Source organism: Pseudomonas agronomica (assembly GCF_025917275.1).
In the GTDB taxonomy this organism is placed as follows: domain Bacteria; phylum Pseudomonadota; class Gammaproteobacteria; order Pseudomonadales; family Pseudomonadaceae; genus Aquipseudomonas; species Aquipseudomonas agronomica.
On record NZ_JAOSHO010000494.1, the window covers coordinates 1 to 3,607 of the forward strand.

General features: G+C 62.0%; 3 protein-coding genes. All 3 read right to left on the reverse strand.

What is annotated here, in order from left to right:
- Positions 1–50: 50 nt before the first annotated feature.
- The 3 genes from OC610_RS23320 to OC610_RS23330 all read right to left on the reverse strand — a co-directional run bounded on the left by OC610_RS23320 (position 51) and on the right by OC610_RS23330 (position 3,583).
- Complete coding sequence (locus OC610_RS23320; RefSeq protein ID WP_264431185.1) at positions 51–1,658, reverse strand: methyl-accepting chemotaxis protein; 1,608 nt, start codon at positions 1,656–1,658, stop codon at positions 51–53.
- A 172-nt stretch (positions 1,659–1,830) separates the two neighbouring features.
- A complete protein-coding gene (locus OC610_RS23325) occupies positions 1,831–2,235 on the reverse strand; it encodes a TraR/DksA family transcriptional regulator (protein ID WP_030141286.1) in 405 nt (134 codons plus the stop codon).
- 325 nt (positions 2,236–2,560) lie between these two features.
- Complete coding sequence (locus tag OC610_RS23330; RefSeq protein ID WP_123415655.1) at positions 2,561–3,583, reverse strand: ABC transporter permease; 1,023 nt, start codon at positions 3,581–3,583, stop codon at positions 2,561–2,563.
- Between the last annotated feature and the right edge of the window lie 24 nt (positions 3,584–3,607).

Genomic DNA, 3,607 nt, shown 5'->3' on the forward strand with positions numbered 1-3,607 from the left:
CAAGCTCCCTCGCCACAAAAGCTCGCTCGTCGCCTAGGTTGCATCGAGGCTTAGCGCGCCTTCTCGGGCTTATAGCCCAAGCGCAATCCCCCCCAATGACGCCCCTTGAGCATGATCGGCACCGACAGGTCATGCATCAGCTCACCGGTATCCCGGGTGTAGGTTTGCAGCAGCACCGGCTGCTGGTGACTGCCACAGCGAATCCCGGTGCGGTCGGAGAACTTGCGCTTGGTGCGGTTGCTCAGCGTGTCCACCTGAGGGTCGCCCGTCAATGGCTGGCAGAACGCGTTGTTGTGGGTCGGCACGTAGCCTTGCTGAGTGCAGGCAATCGCAAAGACCAGCCCTTCATGCCGTGCCAGCAATGGTTCCTGGATCGCCGGTAGCACCTGGTCGGTGTAGCGGTCGAAACGCGTCTGGAACTTGGCGGGATGGGTATTGGGGATGGGTTGGTAGTTTCGGTCGAACAGATCGTCCAGGCTGATGCGGCCCTGGTCGATGTCCGCCTCGAATTGCGCGGCGATCCGGCCCGCCCCCTCTCGCGCCAGGTCATAGACCCGTTGGTGATAATCGTCCAGGCCCACCTCGGCCAGGCGTTCGCTGATGGTTTCGGCCTGGCCCTCCATCTGCACGGCCGCCTCGGCCAGGCGCTGGGTCTGCTGGTCGCTGATGGCCAGGTCACCCCGCATCTGCTCGATGGCATGGAACAGGCTGTCGAGTTGCTCGCGATTGGTGTCGGTGCCTTGGGCGATGGCGCTGACCTGGGTTTCGACGCCGGCCGCCAGGCGAGCGATATTTTCCAGGTGCTGGCCCGTGTGCTCGACTTGCTGCACGCCGCTGTCCAGGTCGCCGGCCAACTGACGGATCTGCTCGACGACTTGCGCGGTGCGCTGCTGGATGTCCGCCACCATCACGCCGACCTCGCCGGTCGCTGCGGCGGTGCGCCCGGCCAGGCCGCGCACCTCATCGGCCACCACCGCGAAGCCACGACCATGTTCACCGGCCCGCGCCGCCTCGATGGCGGCATTGAGGGCCAGCAGATTGGTCTGGCTGGCAATCGACTGGATGACCAGGGACACGCGCTGGATTTCGTCGCTGCGCACGCTGAGCGCTTCGATCAGCTCACGGCTTTCATTGGCGCGCTGGCTGAGCTGATGCATGCGACTGATGGACTCCACCAATTCGCTGCGCCCGGCCACACTGCTGCGATGGGCCTCGCTGGCCGCCCCCAAGGCCTGTTGGCTGAGCTGCGAGGTGGCCTGTTCGGTGGCGATCATCGATTCGGCATTGCTGACGATCTGCGCGGCGGCACCCAGTTGCGACTGGACCTTGCCGGCCAACTGCTTGACGGAATAGGCCACGCCCGCTGCGGACAGCGCGTTATGGCTGGTGGTATAGGAGAGGTCGCGGGTCAGCTCGGCCAGGCTGTCGTTTGCCGCTTGTGCCGGTACATTGGCCAAGCGCGAGCGCAGGCGTGGCAACCAGACAATGAGCATTGCCAGGGGCAGGCCCAGGTACAATGACCAACCGCTCAACGTCATGCCGCACAGCAGCACAACCAGCGCCAGGCTTTGCAACGTCGGCGCAAGCCAGCGCGCCGTACCGCGCGCCACAGGCACCGAGGCCGGCGCTGTCGCCGCCAGAGATCCGTCTGTCGCCATTTTTCGTCACCCACATTTCTCGTTGTTATGCCAGCATTTAACGCCACTATCGAGCCATTATCCATGGTCCATTAGTCGTGTTTTCGGCCATAAATCGAGAAGCGTGAAGATCAGAAAGCAAAAAGATCGCAGCTTCGGATGAAGGGCTGCGATCTTTTCCAGAAACGGGGGATCAGGCCTGACGTTGGTGCTTGTCGATCTGCTCGTGGCGTTCTTGAGCTTCGATGCAATATTTGGTGGTCGGGCTGATGAGCAGGCGCTTGAGGCCGATGGGCTCGCCGCTGTCATCGCACCAGCCGAAGCTTTCATCGTTGATGCGGTCCAGGGCCTGCTCCAGTTGCGGCAGCATGCGTTGGTCGCGATCGATGGCGTTGACCAGCCAGGTGCGCTCTTCCTCTACGGAAGCAGCGTCCGCCGGGTCGGCCGGGCTGTCCAGGCTTTCAATGGCGATTCGGTTCTGTTCGATGCGCTCGTGGGTTTCGACTTTCATGTTCTGCAACAGCTTGGTGAAGTAAGCCAGTTGCTCGGCATTCATGTAGTCATCCGCCGGCATGGCCAGCAACTTTTCCTTTGTCATTGATTTCTCTATAAAAAAACGTGCATTAAGGCGAATTATGGAGCGTCCCGCATCAAGCGGCCACGCTCATCGGAAAGGCGCCGTCTATTCCAAGCGCCACCCGGCACTCAATTTACGAGGGGCGGCAGTCTAAGGCCGAGTTGGGGCGTCAGCAACCGAAAACATGGGGAAAATGTCCGACAAGTGCTTCAATTGCCGTTTAACGGGCCTCTGCCAGCCGTCGAAGTGCGTTTATAACAAGAAATTCGCTGCAATGACTGTATTAAGAAGACAAATGGCAGCGCCACGCGGGTCAGGCGTGGCGCTTTGTCGCATCGAGCGGTCGTTAACGCTTGAGCTTGCGCTTGTTGCGGTATTGATCGATCACCACCGCGACCACGATGATCAAGCCTTTGATGATGTCTTGGATGTACGCATCGACACCGACGAAGGTGAAGCCGCTGGCCATGACCCCGAGGATCAACGCGCCAATCACCGTCCCGGTGATGCGCCCCACCCCACCGGCGAGGCTGGTGCCGCCGATCACCGCCGCGGCAATCGCGTCCAGCTCGTACGACATGCCCATGCCCGCCTGCCCGGTCGCCGCCCGCGCTGATGCCACCACACCGGCCAGCCCCGCCAGCAGCCCGGCGATGCTGTAGACAATCACCAGGTGACGCTTGACGTTGATGCCCGACGTTCGCGCCGCCTGCATGTTGCCGCCGATGGCGTAGGTGTACTTGCCGTACTTGGTGTAGCGCAGGGCAATGTGGAAGATCACCGCCACCACCAGAAAGATAATCACCGGCATCGCGCCATGGCCGATGGCCGTGTACGAATCGGACAACATGCTCACCGGCTGGCCTTCGGTGTAGTAGCGCGCCAGGCCACGGGCCGAGACCATCATGCCGAGGGTGGCAATGAACGGCGGGATGCCGGTCACGGCAATGATACTGCCGTTGATCGCCCCCGCCAGCAGCCCCACGCCGAGCCCCGCCACCACCGGGATCCACACGGGCAAGTCAGTCAGGGAGGGAAACACCGCCCGGGCGAAATCCGAGGTCTGGGCCAGGCTGGCGGCAATCATCGCCGACAGCGCCAACACCGAGCCCGATGACAGGTCGATGCCGGTGGTAATGATCACCTGGGTCACGCCGATGGCCAGCAGGCCGATGATCGACACTTGCAGGATCATCAGCACCAGGCGCTGGGAGTTCATCAGGAAGCTCTGGTCGCGCATGATCCAGCCGAACATCTCGAACACCAGGCCGATGCCGATCAGCACCAGGAAGATACTCAGTTCCGTCGGCAACCGCCGACGCGTCCTGGCCGGTGCGGCCGCGGGTTTGTTTTCCAATATCGCGTTCATAGCCATTTACCTTTTGTTATCTGT